This is a genomic window from Staphylococcus sp. 11007852, assembly GCF_011394325.1.
Lineage (GTDB): Bacteria > Bacillota > Bacilli > Staphylococcales > Staphylococcaceae > Staphylococcus > Staphylococcus agnetis.
The window spans coordinates 1-22,461 of record NZ_JAANBJ010000030.1 but is presented as its reverse complement, the minus strand read 5'-3'; the positions used below and the strand labels follow the sequence as shown (position 1 = coordinate 22,461).

The 22,461-nt window shown below is 38.0% G+C and carries 23 protein-coding genes; 2 read left to right on the top strand and 21 right to left on the bottom strand.

Annotation, left to right across the window (positions count from 1 at the left end):
• Window positions 1-244: 244 nt before the first annotated feature.
• The 18 genes from nusG to G8Y85_RS09240 all read right to left on the bottom strand — a co-directional run bounded on the left by nusG (window position 245) and on the right by G8Y85_RS09240 (window position 15,785).
• Window positions 245-793 (bottom strand): transcription termination/antitermination protein NusG, encoded by a 549-nt coding sequence (nusG, locus tag G8Y85_RS09325; RefSeq protein ID WP_037566311.1) that lies wholly within the window; start codon window positions 791-793, stop codon window positions 245-247.
• 18 nt (window positions 794-811) lie between these two features.
• Window positions 812-991 (bottom strand): preprotein translocase subunit SecE, encoded by a 180-nt coding sequence (secE, locus tag G8Y85_RS09320; RefSeq protein ID WP_037566310.1) that lies wholly within the window; start codon window positions 989-991, stop codon window positions 812-814.
• Window positions 992-1,064: 73 nt separating this feature from the next.
• Window positions 1,065-1,208: a 50S ribosomal protein L33 gene (gene rpmG, locus G8Y85_RS09315; protein WP_081858204.1), complete on the bottom strand. Its 144-nt coding sequence runs from the start codon at window positions 1,206-1,208 to the stop codon at window positions 1,065-1,067.
• 92 nt (window positions 1,209-1,300) lie between these two features.
• Complete coding sequence (locus tag G8Y85_RS09310) at window positions 1,301-1,873, bottom strand: sigma-70 family RNA polymerase sigma factor (protein WP_085622190.1); 573 nt, start codon at window positions 1,871-1,873, stop codon at window positions 1,301-1,303.
• Between the two features lie 71 nt (window positions 1,874-1,944).
• Window positions 1,945-2,472, bottom strand: a complete 528-nt coding sequence (locus tag G8Y85_RS09305; protein WP_085622192.1) for an NYN domain-containing protein — start codon at window positions 2,470-2,472, stop codon at window positions 1,945-1,947.
• The gene (gene rlmB / locus G8Y85_RS09300) at window positions 2,472-3,224 is read right to left on the bottom strand and encodes a 23S rRNA (guanosine(2251)-2'-O)-methyltransferase RlmB (RefSeq protein ID WP_037566307.1); all 753 of its coding nucleotides are present in this window, start codon (window positions 3,222-3,224) and stop codon (window positions 2,472-2,474) included. The genes G8Y85_RS09305 and rlmB overlap by 1 nt, the downstream gene beginning before the upstream one ends.
• Window positions 3,225-3,229: 5 nt before the next feature.
• Complete coding sequence (locus G8Y85_RS09295) at window positions 3,230-3,631, bottom strand: ribonuclease III domain-containing protein (protein WP_165805744.1); 402 nt, start codon at window positions 3,629-3,631, stop codon at window positions 3,230-3,232.
• Window positions 3,624-5,024, bottom strand: coding sequence for a cysteine--tRNA ligase (gene cysS / locus G8Y85_RS09290; protein WP_165805743.1), 1,401 nt, complete (start codon window positions 5,022-5,024; stop codon window positions 3,624-3,626). Before cysS ends, G8Y85_RS09295 begins: the two co-directional genes overlap by 8 nt.
• Window positions 5,008-5,634, bottom strand: a complete 627-nt coding sequence (gene cysE / locus G8Y85_RS09285; protein WP_168429109.1) for a serine O-acetyltransferase — start codon at window positions 5,632-5,634, stop codon at window positions 5,008-5,010. The genes cysS and cysE overlap by 17 nt, the downstream gene beginning before the upstream one ends.
• Window positions 5,635-5,963: 329 nt before the next feature.
• Window positions 5,964-7,418, bottom strand: coding sequence for a glutamate--tRNA ligase (gene gltX / locus G8Y85_RS09280; RefSeq protein WP_107370765.1), 1,455 nt, complete (start codon window positions 7,416-7,418; stop codon window positions 5,964-5,966).
• Between the two features lie 88 nt (window positions 7,419-7,506).
• Window positions 7,507-7,983, bottom strand: coding sequence for a 2-C-methyl-D-erythritol 2,4-cyclodiphosphate synthase (ispF, locus tag G8Y85_RS09275; protein ID WP_165805742.1), 477 nt, complete (start codon window positions 7,981-7,983; stop codon window positions 7,507-7,509).
• Entirely contained in the window at window positions 7,976-8,671 is a 696-nt protein-coding gene (ispD, locus tag G8Y85_RS09270) for a 2-C-methyl-D-erythritol 4-phosphate cytidylyltransferase (protein WP_060552321.1), read from the bottom strand. Before ispD ends, ispF begins: the two co-directional genes overlap by 8 nt.
• Before the next feature lie 2 nt (window positions 8,672-8,673).
• Entirely contained in the window at window positions 8,674-9,735 is a 1,062-nt protein-coding gene (locus tag G8Y85_RS09265) for a PIN/TRAM domain-containing protein (protein ID WP_165805741.1), read from the bottom strand.
• Window positions 9,736-9,749: 14 nt separating this feature from the next.
• Window positions 9,750-11,120 (bottom strand): DNA repair protein RadA, encoded by a 1,371-nt coding sequence (gene radA, locus G8Y85_RS09260; protein ID WP_165805740.1) that lies wholly within the window; start codon window positions 11,118-11,120, stop codon window positions 9,750-9,752.
• Between the two features lie 201 nt (window positions 11,121-11,321).
• Window positions 11,322-13,784: an ATP-dependent Clp protease ATP-binding subunit gene (locus G8Y85_RS09255; protein WP_165805739.1), complete on the bottom strand. Its 2,463-nt coding sequence runs from the start codon at window positions 13,782-13,784 to the stop codon at window positions 11,322-11,324.
• 12 nt (window positions 13,785-13,796) lie between these two features.
• Window positions 13,797-14,801 (bottom strand): protein arginine kinase, encoded by a 1,005-nt coding sequence (locus G8Y85_RS09250; protein WP_085622202.1) that lies wholly within the window; start codon window positions 14,799-14,801, stop codon window positions 13,797-13,799.
• Window positions 14,794-15,312, bottom strand: coding sequence for a UvrB/UvrC motif-containing protein (locus G8Y85_RS09245; RefSeq protein WP_060552317.1), 519 nt, complete (start codon window positions 15,310-15,312; stop codon window positions 14,794-14,796). The genes G8Y85_RS09250 and G8Y85_RS09245 overlap by 8 nt, the downstream gene beginning before the upstream one ends.
• 11 nt (window positions 15,313-15,323) lie before the next feature.
• The gene (locus G8Y85_RS09240) at window positions 15,324-15,785 is read right to left on the bottom strand and encodes a CtsR family transcriptional regulator (RefSeq protein WP_037566295.1); all 462 of its coding nucleotides are present in this window, start codon (window positions 15,783-15,785) and stop codon (window positions 15,324-15,326) included.
• A gap of 164 nt (window positions 15,786-15,949) precedes the next feature.
• On the opposite strand from G8Y85_RS09240, the gene G8Y85_RS09235 reads away from it, so the two are divergent.
• Window positions 15,950-17,155, top strand: coding sequence for a NupC/NupG family nucleoside CNT transporter (locus G8Y85_RS09235; RefSeq protein WP_085622206.1), 1,206 nt, complete (start codon window positions 15,950-15,952; stop codon window positions 17,153-17,155).
• Window positions 17,156-17,349: 194 nt separating this feature from the next.
• On the opposite strand, the gene pdxT is transcribed toward G8Y85_RS09235, so the two are convergent.
• Window positions 17,350-17,910: a pyridoxal 5'-phosphate synthase glutaminase subunit PdxT gene (pdxT, locus tag G8Y85_RS09230; protein WP_060552315.1), complete on the bottom strand. Its 561-nt coding sequence runs from the start codon at window positions 17,908-17,910 to the stop codon at window positions 17,350-17,352.
• A gap of 1 nt (window position 17,911) precedes the next feature.
• Entirely contained in the window at window positions 17,912-18,799 is an 888-nt protein-coding gene (gene pdxS, locus G8Y85_RS09225; protein ID WP_037566292.1) for a pyridoxal 5'-phosphate synthase lyase subunit PdxS, read from the bottom strand.
• A 109-nt stretch (window positions 18,800-18,908) separates the two neighbouring features.
• Between pdxS and pdxR the strand changes: the two genes are divergently transcribed.
• Window positions 18,909-20,324, top strand: coding sequence for a MocR-like pyridoxine biosynthesis transcription factor PdxR (pdxR, locus tag G8Y85_RS09220; RefSeq protein ID WP_165805738.1), 1,416 nt, complete (start codon window positions 18,909-18,911; stop codon window positions 20,322-20,324).
• Between the two features lie 82 nt (window positions 20,325-20,406).
• Here pdxR and G8Y85_RS09215 read toward each other — a convergent pair whose 3' ends face one another.
• On the bottom strand, window positions 20,407-22,332 hold the full coding sequence (locus tag G8Y85_RS09215; RefSeq protein ID WP_165805737.1) for an FUSC family protein: 1,926 nt from the start codon (window positions 22,330-22,332) through the stop codon (window positions 20,407-20,409).
• Window positions 22,333-22,461: the final 129 nt, after the last annotated feature.

Sequence of the window (22,461 nt, the reverse complement as noted above, 5' to 3'; positions counted from 1 at the left end):
CTATTTACGCGCGACTTCGTTATTATAACATTTGTAATTTTACTTGACAACAAAAATTTTTAAGTTTCACAAAACCACACCAAAGTACTCATTGTTACACTTTTAAATTCAGTTACATAGACGCGATAGCGAGATGGACGTTAATCATCAACAATTATATTTTCATTTGATATGCTATGAGGTATGCTCAAAACTAAGATAGATAGAAAAAGAGGCGAAACTTTACGTTCCACCCCGCGTCACATTATAATTTTTCGATTTGATCAAATTCTACTTCTACTGGTGTTTCACGACCAAACATGTCCACCAATACTGTAAGTTTAAATTTATTCATTTCAATTTCATCAATTTCGCCCACTTGGTTTGCGAATGGGCCAGAAGTAATACGAACTTGTTCGCCTAATTCCACTTCTACATCGATTGTTTTTTCTTTCATACCCATTTGCTTTAAGATAAAGCGTGCTTCTTCAGGTAATAATGGGTTTGGTTTTGAGCCTGCACCTGCTGAACCGACAAACCCAGTCACGCCTGGCGTATTACGTACAACGTACCATGATTCATCTGTCATAATTAATTCAACTAAAACGTAGCCAGGGAACGTTTTTTTCATTTGTTTTTTTGCTTTGCCATCTTTAACTTGTGTTTCCTCTTCTTCAGGAATCACAACTCTAAAAATTTGCTCAGTCATGTTCATTGATTCAACACGTTTTTCTAAATTCTTTTTGACTTTGTTTTCGTAACCTGAGTAGGTATGAACGGCATACCAACGTTTAGCCCCTAACTCTTCAGACATGCTGACAACTCCTCATTTCTATTTTATCATTTCAATTATTTGGCCGATTCCAATATCTAGACCCCAGAAGAATACTAAGAAAAAGATTACTGTAAACACGACAATTGTCGTATATTTCACAAGTTCCGGACCAGTAGGCCAACTTGTTTTTTCCATTTCAGTTTTAACGCCTTGGAAGAAGTTTTCTTTTTTAGCCATTCGGATTCCCTCCAATTTTTAAATTATAATCGCATTTGTAACATTACTTTATAACGCTTTTAAGCCCATTACATCATTTCGACTCTTTATGTAATGTATGCATCTGGCATGTGGCACAGAATTTTTTAAGCGCTAGTCGTGTCGTATGTTGGTTTGATTTCGGTACGTGATAATTACGCATTCCACATTTTTCACAATTGAGCGGTACTTTTTTCACATGAACTCACCTTACTCCTATAATACCAGTTTACTATACATAAGATTGTGTCCAATTGTCAAACGCCATTTCTTTACAATCATGAGAAGCATTTACTCACTTTGTTTTAAAATATGCATCTTTCGTCTAAGTCTATAAATTGCATTGTAAACCCGCTTTACTGGTACATTGAGTTGTTGTGCAATTTCATTTGGGACCCATTCATCAATTAAATAATAAAGCACTTTGAGTTCAAATGCGCTTAACGTTTGCGCTGAATTTTTAACATCTTCTAAGCATTCATTAAGCGTTAGCGTCATATGGTGCCGATACGTTTGCTGATGATATTGCATCGAAACGTCCTCAATCATATGTGAAATGAAAGATTGATAGTACACACGTTTACGACGATAATCCATCTTTTTATAGAAAAGCGTTTTATTAATGTAATGTTCTAATGGAATGTTCATATGAAAATCAGGCTGACATACTTTTTGATAAATCGACCAAATCGACTCTTGAACGATATCTTCAAAATCTTGCGGGGTGATGCGAAAGTCTCGCAGAACGACCTGCGCACATCGGCGCACCACCGCTATCAATTCTCGTAATGCGTCGGGACGATGGGCTTTGAGCTCTTTAATCAATTGCTGACGTTCAACTTCACTGATAGGATTTAAAGTCATTAACGTTCCTCGCCTTTCACTCGATTTGCCTCATCATACCGAGTGAAGACCTTTTGAATCAAGGCGAGAAATTAACGCTTTTTGGATTGACCACGTCTAATTTTTTCAAATTCTGACAATACATCATCTGATAATTGAATACGCGTTCTAGGTTTACGCGCTTCAAACGATGACATTGATTGAGAAACATGATTTTCGTTTTCTTTTAGGTCACGCCACATTTCTCTTGAGGACATGCGGTAGGCGCCTGTACCAAATATCGCATGTTGTTCACTCATATCACTTGTCACAACAGTAATATGCGTCGTGTATTTGTTGTAGATATTATAAACATAACGTTCAATAAAACTATCTGCCGTTTCGTTTTCTTTCGTGAAAATAACGTTTACTCCATGATAAACCGTTTCGGATTGGGGTGTATCCGTATCATAGGCATCAAATACACAAATCACTTTGCCTTTTATGTGTGCATTGTAATTTGAAATCGCAATGAGCAATTGTTCTCTTGCTTCTTCTAAATTTTCTTTCGCATAGCGACTTAACTCAGGGGATTGACCAATCATGTTATAGCCGTCAATAATCACATAATAATCAATCATTATGCGTTGTCACCACCAATGGGCGTGCGTTTACGTAACACTTCATACATTAATAAGCTCGCTGCGACAGAGGCATTTAAACTATTCACATGACCCACCATAGGTATTTTAATGTAAAAATCACACTTATCTTTGACGCGCTTACTCATCCCTTGTCCTTCACTACCAATGACCAATGCTAAGGGCATATCCGCTTGCATGTTACGGTAATCCGTCGCATTATTCGCTTCGGCACCTGCCACCCAGTAACCTTGGTCTTTCAACGTATCAATGGTTTGTGATAAATTCGTCACACGTATGACTGGGACGTGTTGAATCGCACCTGTAGATGCTTTAGCAACTGTTTGCGTTAACGCCACCGAACGTCTCTTTGGAATGATAATGCCATCTACACCAGTTGCATCCGCCGTTCTTAAAATCGATCCTAAGTTATGCGGATCTTCTAGACCATCTAAAATAATGACTGTTGATAAGGTCTCTTTTTGCGCTTGTTTAGCCAAGAAATCATCTAACGCTACATATTCATATGGTGCAACATACGCAGCTACACCTTGATGAGGCGCATTCGCGATTTGATCTAATTTTGATTTAGGAACCGTTTGTACAACCAGTTTTTGAGATTTTGCAGAATTTAAAATATCTTCAATCTGTTGCTTTTTTACGCCTTCTTGAATGAGCACTTTGTTAATGGCGTGCCCTGTTTGAATCGCTTCTCTTACTGCATGGCGTCCTACAATGACTTCAGTTTCCAATGTACTCAACTCCTTTCTTCAACGATTAATACGATTTTATTTAATAAAGCTGTGACACGTTCATGTTGACCATCTAAATATAAATAGCCGATGACCGCTTCTAATGCTGAACTTTTACGATATGTTTGAATATCTGTATTTTTTGCTTTCGTATAACTTTTAGCATTACGACCGCGCTTTAAAACGTCTAATTCTGCTTCTGTAAACCAATCACCAGCTAGTAGTACCTCTAACGTCGCTGCTTGACTTTTAGCAGACACAAAACGTGTTGTTGCTTGATGTAGCCGGTTCGGTTTGCTTTGTTGTTTCAAGATGATATGCGTCCGTACATGCTGATCTAGCACCGCATCACCAACATAAGCTAAGGATAACGGATTTAACAATTTAGCGTTTAACGATTTATCCACGTTTATATCTCACACCTTGTGGCGTATCCTCTAAGATGATATTTTGCGCCTTTAATTGATTGCGAATTTCATCGGCACGTGCAAAATTCTTTGCTTTTCGCGCTTCATTACGTTCTTCAATTAGTTTCTCAATCTCTTCATCTAATAATGCGTTCGCATTTCGAGATACTAATGGTACGCCTAATACGTCACTAAAGATTTCAAAAACTTCTTTGAAACGCGCAATTACTTTTGTAGATGTTTGATTTTCAAGTAAATATTTATTCGCTAATTTGACTAAATCATACCAAGCTGTAATGGCGTTTGCTGTATTAAAATCATCATTCATTACCTTTTCAAATTGTGCTAAAGTTGCCTCAATTTGTTCTAAATAACGGTGATCTTCAGTTAAATCTGTCGCAATGGCTTCACGTTCAGATAACGACTGATAGCTGTTGCGAATACGCTCTAAACCACTACGTGCTGCTTCAACCAATTCAATATTATAATTAATTGGACTACGATAATGCACGCTAATCATGAAGAAACGTAAGACATCAGGGTCAACTTCTTTAATAATGTCATGAACTAAAATAAAGTTACCAAGTGATTTACTCATTTTTTCGTTATCAATATTAATAAAACCATTGTGCATCCAGTAATTCGCAAACGGCGCATGGTTGTGGGCTTCTGATTGTGCAATTTCATTTTCATGATGTGGGAATTGCAAATCACTTCCACCCGCATGAATATCAATCGTTGGCCCTAATTTTTCAAACGCCATAACCGAACATTCAATATGCCATCCTGGTCGTCCCTCCCCGAATGGACTGTCCCAGCTAATTTCACCTGGTTTTGCCTTTTTCCATAACGTGAAATCTAATGCGTCTTCTTTTTGTTCACCTTGTTCAATACGCGCGCCCACTTTTAAATCATTTAAAGATTGGTGACTGAGTTTACCGTAATCTTCAAATTTACGTGTGCGGAAATACACATCTCCGCCACTTTCATAGGCATACCCTTGGTCTACTAAATTCTTAATAAATTTAATGATATCATCCATGTGGTCCATGACGCGTGGGTTGGATGTTGCTTTTTTTATATTTAACGCTTCTGTATCCTCATGAAATGCTTTAATATAACGATCTGCAATTTCAGGTACGGTTTCACCTAATTCTTGTGAGCGTTTGATTAATTTGTCATCTACGTCAGTGAAGTTTGAAACATAATCAACCTCGTACCCTTTATATTCAAAGTAGCGACGCACAACATCATAATTGATAGCAGGCCTCGCATTTCCGATATGAATATAGTTATATACGGTTGGGCCACAGACATACATTTTTACTTTTCCAGGTTCTAAAGGTTTAAACGGTTCTTTTTGACGTGTCAGTGTATTATATAATGTAATCATCTTTGATCTCTCCATTTTTAGTTTGTTCCAATTGTCGCTCAAGTTGCTTAAGTTGTTCATAAATCGGGTCAGGTAAATTGAGGTGGTCAAACGTTTTACCAATGCGTTGGCCATCTTGACGGACAATGCGTCCAGGTATACCTACAACTGTTGTGTAACTCGGTACATCTCTTAATACAACTGAATTCGCACCAATATTGACGTTTGAAGCAATTTTTATATTCCCCAACACTTTCGAACCTGCTGCGATTAAAACATTGTCCCCAATATCTGGATGACGTTTGCCTTTTTCTTTTCCAGTACCTCCAAGTGTCACACCTTGATAAATCGTCACGTTATCACCAATCGTGCATGTTTCACCGATCACCACACCCATGCCGTGATCGATAAATAAACGGCGCCCAATTTTAGCACCAGGGTGTATTTCAATGCCAGTAAAAAACCGTGAAATCTGAGAAATCGTCCGCGCTAACGTATAGTGTTTTTTATTGTATAGACGATGTGCAATTAAATGGGACCATACGGCATGTAATCCAGCATACGTGGTAATGACTTCAAACGTAGAGCGTGCTGCGGGGTCTTGTTCAAAAACCATCTTTACATCATCCATTATTCTTTTTATCACAGCAAATCCTCCTTTAAAAATAAAAACACCCCTAACAAATGTCAGAGGTGCTTGTGCACGGTTCCACTCTTAATTAGTACATGCTATTCATGTACTCACTTTTAGAAATTATTCAACTACATCCATAAAGGTGCATTCAACAAAATTCGTGGTGTACTCGCAGCAACCGTACACTCTCTGAAACACAGCATTTGCTTACTTATCCTTTATGTTTAAAATCACTCTAATCGTATGCTATTTGTACATTGATTGCAAGTTAAAAAACTTACACATCTATGAAACCATGTAATTGTCTATTCGGGCTAATAAAAGCTTTACAATAATTGTTTTAAACGCGTTAACACTTTCTCTTTACCTAATACTTCCATTGTATTTGGTAATTCCGGACCATGCATTTGACCAGTCACGGCCACACGAATTGGCATAAAGAGTTGTTTCCCTTTTATACCTGTTTCTTTTTGTACAGCTTTAATCGTCTTCTTAATGTCAGCTGCTTCAAACGGTTCTAATACCTCAAGTTTGCTATACAATGTGCGCATTAATTCAGGCACTTGTTCGCCATTCAATACTTCTTGAGACGCTTCATCTAACTCTTTCTCATCTCGGAAGAATAATTCTGATAAAGGTACGATTTCGCCTGCATAACTCATTTGCTCTTGATACAATGCTACGAGCTTACGTCCCCAATCTAACTCTGCTTCAGAAGGAGATCCTGGTAATAGACCTGCTTTAATCATATGCGGTAATGTCATTTCAAATACCGTATCTGTATCTTTTTCTTTCATATATTGATTGTTTATCCATTCTAACTTTTGTTTATCGAAAAAGGCAGGCGATTTTGATAAACGTTTCTCAGTGAAAATCTTAATAAATTCATCCTTACTAAAGATTTCTTCTTCACCTTCAGGAGACCAACCTAATAAACCAATAAAATTAAATAACGCTTCTGGTAAATAGCCTAAATCACGATATTGTTCTATGAACTGTAAAATTTGTCCATCACGTTTACTTAATTTTTTACGTTGCTCATTTACAATCAATGTCATATGTCCAAAACGTGGTGGCTCCCAACCAAATGCCTCATAAATCATTAATTGTTTAGGCGTGTTAGAGATGTGATCATCTCCGCGAATAACGTCTGAGATTTCCATATAATGATCATCGACAGCAACCGCAAAGTTGTATGTTGGAATACCATCTTTTTTAACGATAACCCAATCGCCAAAATTATCAGATTCAAATGAAACATCGCCTTTAACCATATCCTCAAATCGATATGTTTTATTTTGAGGTACACGGAAACGGATTGAAGGTTGACGTCCTTCCGCTTCAAATTGTTGACGCTCATCTTCAGTTAAATGCGCATGTTGACCACCATAACGTGGCATTTCTCCGCGTGCAATTTGCGCTTCACGTTCTGCTTCTAATTCTTCTTCAGTCATATAACATTTATACGCTTTATCTTCAGCTAATAATTGATCAATTAACGGTTGATAAATGTGGCCACGTTCAGATTGGCGGTAAGGACCGTAGCCTTTATCTTGATCTACAGATTCATCCCAATCTAATCCTAACCATTTTAAGTTATCAAACTGAGACGTTTCGCCATCTTCTAGATTACGTTTCGTATCTGTATCTTCAATACGAATCACAAAGTCTCCATCATAATGTTTAGCGAATAAATAGTTAAATAATGCAGTACGTGCATTACCAATATGCAAGTAGCCTGTTGGACTTGGTGCATATCTTACTCTTACTCGGTTACTCATCTTGTTCACTCCTGTTTTCATTTTCAATATTTCTATTATAGCATGTGACACCGAAACTAAAATCTAAAATTTTATAAATTTAAGCGCACTATTTTTGTGTCAAAGAGACAATGGCTTGTGCTGCGATACCTTCTTCACGCCCTGTAAATCCTAGCTTTTCACTCGTAGTCGCCTTAACATTAACGCCCCCAATCTCCACATCGAATAAATCTGCAATCACTTGACGCATCGTATCGATGTGCGGTCGGAATTTAGGTTTTTCGGCAATAATAGTTGCATCAACATTATTCATGATGAAACCTTCTTTTTTTACTGCAGCATAAGCCTCAACAAGTAATTGTTTTGAATCTGCATCTTTAAATGCTGGATCCGTGTCTGGGAATAACTTACCAATATCTCCTAAAGCACACGCACCTAACATCGCATCTGTAATCGCATGTAATAACACGTCCGCATCGCTATGTCCTTTGAGTCCTTTCGTATGTGGTACTTCAATCCCACCAATGATCAATGGTCTATGTTCATCAAACGCATGTACGTCATAACCTAACCCTACTCTAAACATGTTGATTTCTCCTTTTCTCTAAAAATGCGCGACCTACCCATAAGTCCTCTTCAGTCGTTATTTTAATATTGTCATATTCACCTTCAACAATATGTATAGCTTGTCCTGCATTTTCTAATAGCGACGCATCGTCTGTCCCTTCAAAATGCTCTTGGTCTGCCTTGTCATACGCCTTCATCAACATATCATATGTTGCACCTTGAGGTGTTTGCACTTGCCACAATAACGCACGATTTAAAGTCTGAACAACCATGCCTCTTTCAACGACTTTAATCGTATCTTTCGCTTTCACACCGACTATAGCTGCACCATACTCACGAACACCCTCACTTAATTGACGGATGATGTGATGTGAGATAAAAGGACGTGCGCCATCATGAACAAACACAACATCTTGAGCATCTAAATGACATTGTTTAAGTGCGTTATAAATACTCTCTTGACGTGTATCGCCACCATCTACTATCGCCTTAATTTTATCAAACCGCGCACAAATGGCCGTCATACGCTCACGGTCTCTAGGATGAATCGCTAAATAAATTCCTTTACACGCTGCATCCGATTGAAAAGCTGTAAGCGTATGTTCAAGTATTGTCATCGTTTCTAATTTAATGAACAATTTATTAAATTCACGTTTCATACGTGTACCTTTACCTGCTGCTGGAATAATAACGTGATAACTTTGCATGCTTATTCCTCCACCTTTTTAGCAAAAATAATACGACCTGACGCAGTTTGAAGCATACTAATCACTTCTAATTCTAAAGTCTCATTGATATGTTGTTTCGCATCATCAACCACAACCATCGTGCCATCTTCAAAATACCCTACCCCTTGACCAGGTTCCTTACCAACTTTCGTGATCATCAATTCAAAACGATCACCTTGATGTACTTCTGGTTTTATCGCATCAGATAAATCATTTACATTGAGTACTTTAATATCTTGAATCGCACAAACCCGATTTAAATTGTAATCTGTTGTAATAACATGCGCACGAAAGTGTTGCGCTAACTTCACAATGAGGTCATCAATATCATGATGACTTTTTTGAGGATAAATAATACGCGTCGGGTGTTTGGAGTCATGTATCGCATTTAAAATTTCTAAACCTCTACGCCCCTTATCGCGTTTAATACTGTCATTGGCATCGGCAACGACTTGAAGTTCATTGATGACGCCTTGAGGAATTAAAATCTCACCATCAATAAAGCCTGCTTCCATAATTTTATAGATGCGTCCATCAATAATGGCACTAGTGTCAATGATTTTAGGCACTGCATTCCGAGCGTTAATGGACATTGAACGCGCCATGTTTTCTGGTAAAAACAGAAGCATTTCGTCAAGTTTTTTCAAACCAAATTGAAACCCGAGGTAACCGAGTAATAACGTAATGATAAGCGGTACAATGCGATTGATAAAATTCGTACCGATAAATTCTAAAATAAATGAAATCATGACTGAAATTGTTAATCCTGTAAACAATCCTATTGTTGCGAAAATGATCTCTATTGCACTGTAACTTAAAATAAATTGTTCTATATTTTTCAGCATATTGGCGATGCGCGGTATAAACCAACCAAATATAAGAAAGAAAACGACCATACCAATAAATGCTGTCACATAATTATTATCTAGAATAGGTGGATGATTGACATGAAAATCAACAAGTAACTCAGGAATTAAAAATATTCCTACTACACTGCCAATAATCATATACGAGATAACCACTAGAAATTTCACAAAGTCCATTCTAAGCCTCCTTTTTATCTTTGTTTTAAGGCATGCTTTAATGCTTCATTTGTTGAAGACACACCGATTACTTCTATATTTTCTGGGAATGTCCACCCACCGATATTGGTTTTCGGAATAATGACGCGTTTGAATCCCAACTTTGCCGCTTCTTGAACCCTTTGTTCAATACGGGAGACTCTGCGCACTTCCCCGGTTAAACCTACTTCACCTATAAAACAATCTAATCCATCAACAGCTTGATCTTTAAAACTCGAAGCTGTCGCAATAATGATACCTAAATCAACAGCGGGTTCACTTAATTTGACACCACCTGCTACTTTAATATATGCATCTTGTTGCTGGAGTAAATACCCTTCTTTTTTCTCTAAAACAGCCATTAACAAACTTAGGCGATTATGATCTATACCTGTAGCCATTCGTCTAGGATTGTTAAAAGTTGTTGGTGTGACTAAAGCTTGCACTTCAATCAGTAACGGACGGGTTCCTTCCATTGTTGCCACAATCGTAGAACCTGGTACATTTGTAGAGCGTTCTTCTAAAAACATTTCAGACGGATTCGGCACGCTTTTTAAACCTGATTGTTTCATTTCAAATATTCCCATTTCATTTGTAGAACCAAACCGGTTCTTCACCGCACGCAAAATGCGATATGCATGATGTGCATCGCCTTCAAAATAGAGCACAGTATCCACCATATGTTCTAACAATCGAGGACCCGAAATTTGGCCTTCTTTCGTAACGTGTCCAACGATAAATGTAGCGATATTCATTTGTTTGGCAATATGCATGAGGCTTTGTGTACTCTCCCTCACTTGAGATACTGACCCCGGTGCAGAACTGATTTCTGGGTGATAAATGGTTTGAATGGAATCTACAACGATTAACTCAGGTTCCACTTTTTTTACTGCATCATGAATGACTTCAAGATCCGTTTCTGCAAACACATTGAGTGCACTAGCATCTTCATCTAAACGGTCGGCGCGTAGTTTCGTTTGATTTAGCGATTCTTCACCGGTAATATAAAGTACTTTCTTAGTTTTAGATAACGCAGCACACATTTGAAGGAGGAGTGTTGATTTACCGATACCTGGATCGCCCCCGATGAGCACGAGAGAACCTTGAACAATTCCGCCTCCAAGCACACGGTTAAATTCTTCACTTTTAGTAAGAATACGTGGTGTCTGTTCATTTTTAATTTCATTTAATGTTTGCACTTTTGCATGTGTTTTTTGCGCACGCACGCCATGTTTAGGGTGAGCTGTTTTTTGTTCCAATGATTCTTCCATTGAATTCCATGCACCGCAATTTGGGCATTTCCCCATCCATTTTGGAGACTGGTATCCGCATGCAGTACACTCAAATGTAATCTTTTTTTTGGCCACGTTGTCGCCTCCTTATTTAGCTATAACAAATCTATTTTATACTTGTCCCCGCAATCTGACAAATGAAGTATCTAAAAAATTAGGAATCTAAGCACCCTATTTGCATTAACCTTCCTCACACACTGAAATCATGGCACACATTAAACAAAAGAGGCTAGAACACGACCTACATGTTCTAACCTCTATCTGTTTAACTAACGATTAAGATGTTACTTCATTTTTATCTTCTGTTGATGTGTCACGGCCTTGAATGTCATATTGGAATGATTTTCCATCATAATCCACCGTCACATCTTTTCCATCTAATTCTTTACCTTCTAAAATCAATTCACTTAAGTTATCTTCAACTGTTTTTTGAATCGCACGAATAAGTGGTCGTGCCCCATATTCAGGATCATAGCCTTCATAAGCAATTTGATCTTTAGCAACATCTGTAACTTTAATATTGATGTTTTGTTCAGATAAACGTGTCGTTAATTTGTTTACCATCATTGTTACAATTTCTTTTAATTCTTCTTGGCTTAATTTATGGAAGACAATCGTATCGTCCACACGGTTTAAAAATTCTGGGCGGAATGCATTTTTTAATTCTTTCATCATTGTTTTACGAATCGTTTCGTAATCTTCACCGCCACCTTGACCACCGAATCCGGCAAAACGTTGATCTTGAAGTTCTTGTGCGCCGACATTGGAAGTCATAATGATGACTGTGTTTCTAAAATCGACACGACGTCCTTTTGTATCTGTAAGATGTCCGTCATCTAAAACTTGTAACAAAATGTTAAAGACATCTGGATGTGCTTTTTCAATTTCATCAAATAAGATAACTGAATACGGTTTACGACGTACTTTTTCAGTTAGTTGTCCACCATCATCATGTCCTACATATCCAGGAGGTGCTCCGACTAATCGACTTACGGCGTGTTTTTCCATGAACTCGCTCATATCAACACGAATCATCGCATCTTCTTCACCAAACATTGTCTCAGCTAAGGCACGCGCAAGTTCTGTTTTACCCACACCAGTAGGCCCTAAGAAGATAAAACTACCGATTGGACGCTTCGGATCTTTAAGACCTGCACGTGCACGACGTACTGCTTTAGAGATTGCAGTAACGGCGTCTTTTTGACCTATCACGCGTTCATGAAGTGTGTCTTCGAGGTGGAGTAAGCGTTCTGATTCCGTCTCATTTAAGCGTGTTAACGGAATGCCTGTCCAACCTGCAATAACTTCAGAAATATCTTCAGCATTTAAGGTTGTATGTTGACCACCTTGGTTGTTTTTCCATTCGTTTTTCGCTTCTTCATATTGTGTTTCTAGTTTTGTTTGTTTATCACGTAAATTCGCTGCATTTTCGAATTCTTGTGCGTGTACAGCTGCATCTTTTTCTTTTTTCACTTGTTCAATTTGTTGCTCAATTTCTTTTAAATTGGTAGGTGTTGTGTGGTGGCGTAAACGTACTTTAGAACTTGCTTCATCGATTAAATCGATGGCTTTATCAGGTAAGAAACGATCTTGTACATAACGATCGCTTAATTTCGCTGCCGCTTCAATCCCTTCATCCGAGATGTTGATGCGATGATGTGCTTCATAGCGGTCACGTAAACCTTTTAAAATTTTAATCGTGTCTTCAACACTTGGTTCATCAACTTGAACAGGTTGGAAACGACGTTCTAAAGCTGCATCTTTTTCAATATGTTTACGGTACTCATCTAACGTTGTAGCACCGATACATTGTAATTCACCACGCGCAAGTGCAGGTTTTAAAATGTTAGAAGCATCAATAGCTCCTTCAGCACCACCCGCGCCAATTAACGTGTGCAATTCGTCAATAAATAAAATGACATTGCCTGCTTGATGAATTTCTTCCATCACTTTTTTCAAACGTTCTTCAAATTCACCGCGATATTTCGTACCCGCTACAACTGTCCCCATATCTAAAGACATGACACGTTTGTCTTTTAACGTTTCAGGCACTTCATTGTTCACAATCGCTTGCGCAAGGCCTTCTGCAATTGCAGTTTTACCCACACCAGGTTCACCGATAAGCACTGGATTGTTTTTCGTACGGCGACTTAATACTTCAATGACACGTGTAATCTCTTTCGTACGCCCAACGACAGGATCTAGCGTACCGTCTTTAGCAATGACTGTTAAATCACGGGCCAAACCATCTAATGTCGGTGTATTATTAGATTTAGTCGCTTGTGCATTTTTGTTGGACATCTCAGGATTACCTAACGCTTTCACAACTTGCGCGCGTGCTTTCGTAATATTTAAATCTAAATTCGCAAAGACACGTGCCGCAACACCTTCATTTTCACGGATTAATCCAAGTAAAATATGTTCTGTGCCTACAAAGTTATGTTGTAATTTGCGTGCTTCATCCATTGAAAGCTCAATTACTTTTTTGGCTCTAGGCGTGTAATGAAGCGTGCCCATACTATCCTGGCCGTGGCCAATCAATTTTTCAACTTCAGCTACTACTTTTTCTTCAGTGATATCAAAGCTTTCTAAAACTTTAGCTGCTATGCCTTCTGGTTCTTTCATTAAACCAAGTAATAAATGTTCTGTTCCAATATTTGAATGATTCAGTCGAATTGCTTCTTCTTGCGCATGTGCTAACACGCGTTGCGCACGTTCTGTAAGTCTTCCAAATAACATAATCGAACCTCCTTATATGTGTGTTCGTAATATTTCTGCTCTTTTAGCTTCTATAGATTGTGTTTCATCATCATCGATGAGAAATGGCGATTGAATGGCAATCATTAATTCATCAAATTGAAAATCGTCCATATCTAAAATGCCTAAATCAACACCAAGTTTAATGTCGCTCAAACGATATGATGCTTCTTCTACTGAAATTAACTGACTGTATTTTAAAATGCCTAACGAGCGATAAATACGGTCGAGTGTTTCGGTTTCTTTGTGCGTGTGTAAACGCGTTCTAAACTCTAATTCTTCATTAATAATTTGTTGTACGAGTTCTGTTAAAGCTTCGATGATTTCTTGTTCACTTTTGCCGAGTGTCAGTTGATTTGAAACTTGGTACACATGGCCATACACTTGTGAGCCTTCACCGTAAATACCTCGGATTGTAAAACCAAAACGGTTAATGGATTGTGCAATACGTGACATACGCTTCATAATGGATAACCCTGGTAAATGGAGCATGACACTCGCTCTCATCCCAGTTCCTACATTTGTAGGACATGTCGTTAAATAACCTAAATCATCGTCATAACTAATCGCAGTTGCCGCGTCGAGTTCGTCGTCAATTGCAGATGCTTTTTCATATAGGTCATTCAGTGACAAATCTTTCCCCATCACTTGAATACGAATGTGATCTTCTTCATTTACCATCACGCTGACGGACTCATCTTCATTGAGTAAAACTGCTGACGCCGGTTGCTTAGTTAATTCAGGGCTAATCAAATGTTTGGCCACTAATTTGTACTTATTTTGTTGGTCTAATTCATCAAGCCGTACAACTTTCAAGCTGGATAATGCATCTTGCACTTCATTGATGACGCGATGCCCTTCTTCTTCAGATGGAAACATGAGCGGATGCACATAGTTTTCAAGGTTACGTGCTAAGCGAATACGAGATGACATCACCACTGGTGACGTGTTTGATGCTTGTAACCAACCACTCATATGATGTTCAAGATGATCAGTCATCGTGAGACACCTCGCTTTGCGCTGCTTCAAGCGCTTTTATTTCATCACGGACCACCGCAGCTTGCTCAAACTCTTGAGCTTCGACTAGTTGTTGAAGCGTGTCACGTTTAGATTCAATTTGTTGTTTTAACGCGCGCTTACGGTGTGAAGACAGTGGATATTTCCCAGAATGCGTTGTATGACCACCTTGTACGCGTCGGACAATGTCATAAACATCATCTTTAAATGTGGCATAACAATCATGACAACCAAACTTTCCAACATGGGCGATATCTTTAAGCGACATTTGACATGTCGGACATCGTTTTTCCTCACGATATACAAGTTGATCCACATTAATCCCATACTTTGCTGCAAGATGTTGTAAAATTTGTTGAACAACAAACGTTCCTTCAACATCTTCACCTTGTTGCCAATCATCAGCTTGATTCTGAATACCGTCTTGTTTCAGCATATCTGTATTACGTTTATGCTGACGGGGTTGCGTTAATTTCAGTTCATATTGTGTCATAGCATCACCTTCTAGTAATAATTTATGACTGGAAGTAATCGTTTTAAAATATTAGCACGAATGATATCTCTTGATGCGACATCCATCGTTAATGTTTCTCTATCGACAACTGCAGCAATTAATTTCGCTTCACGTTCAGTAATCAGTTGATTATCTAATAAGCCATCAATAATATAATAGGCTTGTTGTTGAGATATAGATGGACCGATTAAGTCCATTAAACGTTTAATATATGAGGCGTGATCTTTTGTTTCAATCTTAGTAATTCGAATATATCCGCCACCCCCACGCTTACTTTCAATTTCGTAACCGTGTTCATTCGTAAAACGTGTTTTAATTACATAATTCAGCTGAGATGGTACGCAATCAAATCGTTGTGCGATATTGGCGCGCTGAATTTCAACGACATCATCTTTCGTTTCTTCAAATAATTGCTTAATGTACTGTTCTATGATGTCAGACATATTATGCATGGTATCACCTCTTTTGACCATCTTTGACTATATTATAAAAGTTGGTTTGACCTTTTTCAACCAATTTGATTATAAGTGACATAAAATTGTTATGTTACTGCTTACATATTTGGTGTATGATAGTCTTAGTAAATATTTATAAATTAGACAGAGGTGTTTATTTCATGCACATTTTAATTGGGATAGTCGGGATACTTGTGTTTTTGGCATTGGCTTGGGTTGCAAGTTCTGACAAGAAAAATGTTCGCTGGCATTACATTGGTTTAATGTTAGTCATCCAAACTATTTTAGCCTTTATTTTATTAAAGACTACTATTGGTATTACCATTGTTGGAGGCATTGCAAAAGGGTTTGAATACTTATTGAAACAAGCCGCTGAAGGTGTGAATTTCGTATTTGGTGGATTAGCTAACGATGGTGCAATGTCATTTTTCTTAAATGTATTACTTCCTATCGTTTTCATTTCAGCGTTAATTGGTATTTTACAGTATCTCAAAATTTTACCTGTAATTATTAATGTTTTAGGGTTTTTAATTTCAAAAGTGAATGGCATGGGACGTTTAGAATCTTACAATGCTGTTGCTTCAGCGATCTTAGGGCAATCTGAAGTATTCATTTCACTAAAAAAACAACTTCCATATATACCAAAACATCGTTTATATACATTAACAGCGTCAGCGATGTCTACTGTATCAGCATCAATTATTGGGGCATACTTCACGATGGTTAAACCTGAATATGTCGTAACAGCAGTCGTCTTAAACTTATTTGGTGGTTTCATTGTAGCGTCAATTGTAAACCCTTACAAAGTAAATGAAAAAGATGACAAATTATTAATTGAAGAAGAGAAAAAACAACAATCATTCTTTGAAATGTTAGGCGAATATATTTTAGATGGTTTCAAAGTAGCAGTGATTGTTGGTGCAATGTTAATTGGTTATATTGCGTTAATTACATTCTTAAATAGTACGATTGGTGGCATTATCCACAATGTTTCTGGTGGTACATTAGATTGGAACTTCCAAACATTAATTGGTTTTGTTTTCGCCCCACTTGCCTTCTTAACGGGTATTCCATGGAGTGATGCAGTGGATGCGGGATCAATTATGGCAACAAAATTATTATCGAATGAATTCGTCGCAATGACAGAATTAGGTAAAGCGAACGGATTATCAGAACGTGCATTAGGTATTGTATCTGTATTCTTAGTATCATTCGCTAACTTTAGTTCTATCGGTATCATTTCTGGTGCAATTAAATCTTTAAATGACGAAAAAGGTGACGTGGTTGCCCGCTTCGGTCTTAAATTATTATTCGGTGCAACACTTGTATCATTTATTTCAGCTACTATTGCAGGATTCTTTATTTAAATATAAATACAAGACAACCTACAATTTTTGAGCGGTAGCCGATAAAAGACATGACAACATAAATCGGGCTGATGATATGTATTATCATATCACCAGCCCGATTTTTTATATTTCACAAGCGCTATCACCTTAATAATGAAAGTAACCATAAAAAGATGATGCGCTAAACTATTTTTAAATGTAAACGAACATATTTAGGCTTTGGCTACAATGTCATTGATGAAATAATCAATAATACTGTAATCATCAGTCAGTTCCGGATGAAAAGACACACCTAAATACTTCCCTTGACGCACTGCAATGATTTTGTTATCAATGATGCCAAGCACATCTACTGTATCTTCAACAGATTGAATATGTGGTGCACGGATAAACACACCTTCAACAGGCGCCTCGATGCCTTTAATCGTTAAGTCTGCTTCAAAACTATCTACTTGGCGACCAAATGAATTACGTTCAACGGTAATATCGAGCTTTTGAAGGTATCCTTCTTCTCCAACGATATCTTTTGCAAGAACAATTAACCCAGCACAGGTGCCAAACATCGGTAACTCCGATTGTTGAAGGGCTTCTTTAAAACCATATAAAGTCATTAGACGACGTAACGTCGTTGACTCGCCACCTGGAATAATCAAACCATCGATATCATTTAATTGTTCTACTTTTTTTACGTAAATGCCTTCATGACCACTCTCTTCAATATGACGAATATGTTCACGTACAGCACCTTGTAAAGCGAGTACACCTATTTTCATCTTACCAACCACGCTCTTGCATACGTTCTTCTAATGAAAGGGAATTAATATCTAATCCTTTCATTGCTGTGCCAAGTTCCTTCGCTAATTTACCAATTAATTCGTAATCTTGGTAATGTGTTGTTGCTTGAACAATTGCTTTTGCGAATGTTTCAGGATCCTCAGATTTGAAAATACCTGAACCTACAAAGACACCATCCGCACCTAATTCCATCATTAACGCTGCATCTTGAGGTGTCGCTACACCACCAGCCGCAAAGTTAACAACTGGAAGACGTCCTGTTGATTTAATGATTTTTAGAACATCGTATGGTGCGCCTAAGTTTTTCGCTTCTGTCATTAACTCATCGTCGCTCATCACAGTGATGCGGTTCACTTCTTGATTCACTTGACGCATGTGACGTACTGCTTCAACAATATTTCCTGTACCTGGTTCACCTTTCGTACGTAACATCGCAGCACCTTCACCAATTCGACGTGCCGCTTCACCTAAATTACGACATCCACATACAAATGGGACAGTATAATCACTCTTCTTAAGGTGGAATACTTCATCCGCAGGCGTTAATACTTCAGATTCGTCGATATAGTCGACACCCATTGCTTCTAAAACGCGAGCTTCTGTAATATGACCAATACGACATTTCGCCATAACTGGAATAGATACTGCATTCATAACTTCTTCTACGATTTTAGGATTACATGCACGTGCCACGCCACCAGCTGCTCTGATGTCAGATGGCACACGTTCAAGTGCCATAACTGCTACAGCACCTGCTTCTTCCGCAATTTTAGCTTGTTCAGCGTTAACCACATCCATGATTACGCCGCCTTTTTGCATTTCTGCCATACCGCGTTTAACGCGATCTGAACCTACTTGTTTAGACATATGAATATTGCCCCCTTTTCGAATATACAAGAGTAGCTTATACTATAATCTGAACCTATAAAAGAGTCAGAAATAAACAAATTAAAGTGGTCAGTTTGGAGTGATAGACATGGAAATGCTGATGTTTCATATAGATAAAAAACGTAATCAACCCATTTATATACAGCTTTATGACAATATTAAAGAAAGTATAATCGAAGGTACGTTACGTGAAGGTGAGAAACTTCCTTCTAAACGGCATTTAAGCCAATATTTGTCAGTGAGTCAAACGACCATTGAACATGCTTATTTACAGTTGATTGATGAAGGATTTATCGTGAGTAAACCAAAATCTGGATATTATGTAAGTGATATCGAATCCTTACCCTTTATCGCTAGACCGTCAAAAACACCCGTCACATTTCAAGCATCTTCCCAGAATGCCATTTCTTACCAATATCGCTTTCAATTAGGCGCGATTGATCAAGCACACTTTCCATTTGCTATTTTAAGAAAGTTTGCCAAAGAAGCATTTGAAGATTTACAACACCATCTCGTTGAAACAGGACATAAACAAGGAGAGTATGCCTTACGCAAAGAAATCAGTCACTATCTTTTCCATAGTCGCGGTGTCCAAGCCACACCTGAACAAGTCATTGTTGAATCATCAACCGATCAAATTTTATCGATTATTACGGATCTCTTATCACCCAAAAGTCATTATCTCTTAGAAGATCCCTTGTATCCTCAAGTCCATCAATTGTTAAAACGAAAACACATTCATTATTCATTTCTTCAAGTACATCATGATGGTTTGCACGTTGATGATCATCATGGTGAAAAAGATGTGGTCTATATCACACCGAGTCACCAATTCCCGACCGGTGTCACGATGAAACTTAAACGCCGAATCGCTTTGTTGAAATGGGCACACGCCACACCCACACGCTATATCATTGAAGATGATTATGATTCAGAATTTCGCTATGAAGGAAAACCCATTCCTGCACTTCAAAGTTTAGATCAATCAGGAAGCGTCATTTATGTCAGTACGTTTTCAAAATCCATCGCCCCTTCCATTCGAATCGCCTATGCAGTTTTACCCGAAACACTTCAAAAGCAATATCAACAGACACAAAATATAGAAGGTGGTAGTGTACCAAGGCATACACAATATATGGTCAGTCAATTTATGGCATCACATCATTTTGAACGTCATCTGAACAGAATGCGTAAAATCTATCGTCAAAAGCGCGACAAACTGATTACCATACTGCGCGAGTACCCAGAGCATATCGAAATCTCGGGTGAAATGACAGGGATGCATTTCGTAATAACAATCAAAAACGGCTGGACCGAGGACCAATGTCTTAAACAATTTCAACGCCATCGTATCGATTTAAAACCTTTATCCGCCTATTGTTATCATTCAACACCACACACACCACAATTTGTATTAGGATTTGGCGGTATTCCAATGGAAGAAGTGGAAGCACATGCTACACAGTTACTGAAGAGTCTAGAAATAGAAGCTACTTGTACTTAAAAATACAAAAACCGTTCAGCCCCTTAACTGCAGGAGTTAAACGGTTTTTGTATTTTATGTAGCCATATAGTTTAAGTCGTTTTTAATCTTTTAATAAATGCGGATTTCTTTCATTTTGATAATCATATAGTTCAATTTCTTGAAGTTGCATTAAAAACTGGCGCAATTGGACATAATGTTTTAGTTCAGGTAGATTAATCACCTCATTATGATATTTCCCACATTCAAATAATTTCGCAATGTTTTCAAAGACAACCAAGTAATCACCTAACGCGCGATCATCTAAATAAACACCACGATCATCATGTAAAATTTGAGTGAGTTTGAAGTGAATTTGTTGCAGTAAGAAAATTGCAGGATAGTAATACTGCGTTCGCTTATGATTCGAAGAGATTTCACCGTAAGCGCGCGTATACATCATCTCCATATTTTCAACTTTTAGTTTCATACGTAATTTATCTTTACGTGGGTTATATCCTTTGAATACTTTTGGATATTGTTGCTTTGAGAATACATAGTGAAAGATTTGAGCTTCCACACGTGCAACATCTGCCATAATGATAGGTAAATGTTTCGAAGCAATATGACGACCAATTAGGAGTACCCCTATAACAGCAATAAGAACTCCTACCGTTGTATCTAAAAACCGAGGTATCGCGATCATCGGCGTAAACACACCTTGCGCCAGCCCACTAAGCAATAAAACTTGGGATGTAATGGTAATCATCGCAAGTGCATAATTTGCACCTACCAAGGCCTCAGTCAAAGCTCCACTTAAGGCAAGTAACACAATCACCACACCAATATGAGGCTCTAAACTTAGAAAACCGGCCGTTAGTATCACACCGACCATTGTACCAAGCCAACGAGCCAACGCTCGCTGTAGACTCGCAACATTGGTAACACCGATAAGCACTGTATGTGCACTTAAAGGCACCCAATACGCACGTTCAAGATTAAATACAAGCGCGACTAAGATAGATACACCCATAATTAATGAATATTTCATTGTCGCCACAAAAGCAGCTGATTCAGGTGTGAGATGATTGAGAAGACGATGTTTATACTGAGGCGAACGAATTTCTATATTCTCTTTCACTTTAATGTCTGTAGAAGCTAATGTTTCATCTATTTTAAATATCAACATCACTAACTCATCAAATTTCCCGTCAATTTCAATACGTTTTCTCCACATTTTACGTTTTTCATTTGGATGAACAACCGCATTGCTGACATGGTCTATCATATCTTTGATCACTGAGGGCATCGGACGAATACCTTTTGCGTTCAATTCCAGCAGTTCTGAATAGACCCCTTCTGCCCATTGATGTAATAGCACTGCTCTTTGATAAGCGACAGACCGTTTTTGTAAAGATGAGCCTGTCGTGTTTAAAGTTTCGGAAGTCGCTATAAACGTCTTAACCGCGACTTTCGTTAAATCATTAAATTGTGCTTGGTCATTAAACTGTTGCACCAACTTTTGTAATAGTTGGTACTCATTTTTAATCGCATTCGCTTCATGAGTATCACGTTTCAACAAATGATCTACTACAATAACGATGAGTGATAGTAACCCCCCAACCCCCACCATGGCGCCGCGATATAAAAATTCTTCCGGCTGTTGCGGCATGACTAAAGACAGACTATAAGCAATGATAAAAAAAGTAGAAGACGGTCCTGGTACATTGAGCGTCGTAAAAATATAATACGGAATGACCGAAAAGACAAGTAAAAAAATCGCAAACACAATGGGATTCCCAGACGTCAAAGTACCTAGCATCATCGCAATGACAAAACTAAATGACGTCAATGACACGATACGCATGCGTGAGGTAAATGTCCAATCAAAGGCATAAACATGTGCGAGTGTCCCAATCGATATGAGTAATGCTGAAGGAAAATCATTAAACAATAGCCCATATAGCAAAGGAATGAACATGAGCATTCCTTGACGTAACCCTTTTCGAATATCTATCTTTTTCTTATCAATAAATGTGAGTTGCTTCATATATCCTTTCAATATTATTCACCTAAACTCTCTTGATATTTCTACACGTCATCCTTTATTAGAATATCATTTTTAGATAAAAAAAAGAGACCTCTCGGTCTCGATTCGGCTCATCGCATCACTTAATGA

Bases quoted from the DNA above. Each gene is read 5' to 3' on its own strand.
- G8Y85_RS09255 (WP_165805739.1), bottom strand. From the start codon at position 13,784: ATGTTATTTGGAAGACTTACAGAACGTGCGCAACGCGTGTTAGCACAT.
- nusG (WP_037566311.1), bottom strand. From the start codon at position 793: ATGTCTGAAGAGTTAGGGGCTAAACGTTGGTATGCCGTTCATACCTAC.
- pdxR (WP_165805738.1), top strand. From the start codon at position 18,909: ATGGAAATGCTGATGTTTCATATAGATAAAAAACGTAATCAACCCATT.
- ispF (WP_165805742.1), bottom strand. From the start codon at position 7,983: ATGTTTAGAGTAGGGTTAGGTTATGACGTACATGCGTTTGATGAACAT.
- G8Y85_RS09310 (WP_085622190.1), bottom strand. From the start codon at position 1,873: ATGACTTTAAATCCTATCAGTGAAGTTGAACGTCAGCAATTGATTAAA.
- G8Y85_RS09305 (WP_085622192.1), bottom strand. From the start codon at position 2,472: ATGATTGATTATTATGTGATTATTGACGGCTATAACATGATTGGTCAA.
- G8Y85_RS09265 (WP_165805741.1), bottom strand. From the start codon at position 9,735: ATGGACTTTGTGAAATTTCTAGTGGTTATCTCGTATATGATTATTGGC.
- secE (WP_037566310.1), bottom strand. From the start codon at position 991: ATGGCTAAAAAAGAAAACTTCTTCCAAGGCGTTAAAACTGAAATGGAA.
- G8Y85_RS09235 (WP_085622206.1), top strand. From the start codon at position 15,950: ATGCACATTTTAATTGGGATAGTCGGGATACTTGTGTTTTTGGCATTG.
- pdxT (WP_060552315.1), bottom strand. From the start codon at position 17,910: ATGAAAATAGGTGTACTCGCTTTACAAGGTGCTGTACGTGAACATATT.
- G8Y85_RS09245 (WP_060552317.1), bottom strand. From the start codon at position 15,312: ATGACACAATATGAACTGAAATTAACGCAACCCCGTCAGCATAAACGT.
- G8Y85_RS09250 (WP_085622202.1), bottom strand. From the start codon at position 14,801: ATGACTGATCATCTTGAACATCATATGAGTGGTTGGTTACAAGCATCA.
- pdxS (WP_037566292.1), bottom strand. From the start codon at position 18,799: ATGTCTAAACAAGTAGGTTCAGATCGCGTTAAACGCGGTATGGCAGAA.
- G8Y85_RS09240 (WP_037566295.1), bottom strand. From the start codon at position 15,785: ATGCATAATATGTCTGACATCATAGAACAGTACATTAAGCAATTATTT.
- ispD (WP_060552321.1), bottom strand. From the start codon at position 8,671: ATGCAAAGTTATCACGTTATTATTCCAGCAGCAGGTAAAGGTACACGT.
- cysS (WP_165805743.1), bottom strand. From the start codon at position 5,024: ATGATTACATTATATAATACACTGACACGTCAAAAAGAACCGTTTAAA.
- gltX (WP_107370765.1), bottom strand. From the start codon at position 7,418: ATGAGTAACCGAGTAAGAGTAAGATATGCACCAAGTCCAACAGGCTAC.
- G8Y85_RS09215 (WP_165805737.1), bottom strand. From the start codon at position 22,332: ATGAAGCAACTCACATTTATTGATAAGAAAAAGATAGATATTCGAAAA.
- cysE (WP_168429109.1), bottom strand. From the start codon at position 5,634: ATGGATGATGTAAAGATGGTTTTTGAACAAGACCCCGCAGCACGCTCT.